The following is a 1,044-nucleotide window of genomic DNA, read 5'->3' on the forward strand; positions in this document are numbered from 1 at the left end:
TTCCATCGGTAATCGTAATGCCGTTGGCATCTAAACCAACTTGTGCTGGCAAGGTATCAGAAATGCTTAATCCGGCAACCTTCATACCCGGCGTAATGTCTAAGCCCTTATCACCGGAAAGATCCCAAGTCAGCTTGTAGTTTGCCTTGTCACCCCGCATAAGTTTCTTACCGTTAACGTTAAAGCCTTCGTCATTCGTGACCTTCTTGATAGCCTTTGGTGTATCCGTGTACAGCTTGTTTTCGTGGTACATGAAATGTGGCACTTGTGGTTGAACTGCCTTTACAAATTTGGCGGCGAACAGTTGCTGTGTCCCATACTTTTTAGCAAACGCAATTGACTGCGGATTATGTGGATCAGGTGACACCTGTCCATGGAATGCCGCAACCACAACGCCTAACTTTTGCGGATCGAATCCAGCAGCTGCGTTTAATAGCTTCTGTACAGCTGGATTACTCTTCCACTGATTTGCCATTGTATCGGTAACACCATCATGTTGCCGTTCCCAATCACCAATACCATCAGTATTATGAGTGTAGGTGTAATATGACAAAGCATAATGCGTTGCCATTGCCGCTGTCTTCTTGTCGCTGCCGAAAATATCTCCAGGGCCTCCATTACCATAATAGAAGATTCCCATCAACGTATTATCTTTAGTTAGACTAGAGTCTTCGTTCATCGTAACACTCGGTAAACCGGAATCTCCAATTGGCCCAACCTGAGCATCACCATTACCACCATTTAAACCCTCAGCGTCAGGCATACCACATACCAGCGGAACACCACCAATCCGCCAATCATTAATCGAATTACCATTATGGTCCGTCAGTGGAAGCGGGTTACCAGCATTATCTACTGTGTAAGGTTGCATCGTTTCCTTAACATCACCAGAGAAGTTACCGGAAATGCTTGCAACTGCTTTATCATAAGCCGCTTTTTGCTGCTCATAAGTGCTCAACTGCTGGCTAATCTTGGCCGCCTGACTATCCAGATCCCCTTGCAGTTGCTTTTGCATCCCTTCCTTCATTTCCGGGATCACGGTCT

The 1,044-nt window shown here is 46.0% G+C and carries 1 protein-coding gene; it reads right to left on the reverse strand.

Going from position 1 to position 1,044, the window contains the following annotated elements; all coding sequences use genetic code 11:
• A partial coding sequence (locus ACI3E1_RS07870) for an SspB-related isopeptide-forming adhesin (protein WP_405025101.1) occupies window positions 1-1,015 on the reverse strand: 1,015 nt, incomplete at its 3' end.
• Window positions 1,016-1,044 lie beyond the last annotated feature (29 nt).

The sequence above is a fragment of the Ligilactobacillus sp. LYQ139 genome (genome assembly GCF_045033025.1).
Taxonomy (GTDB): Bacteria; Bacillota; Bacilli; order Lactobacillales; family Lactobacillaceae; genus Ligilactobacillus.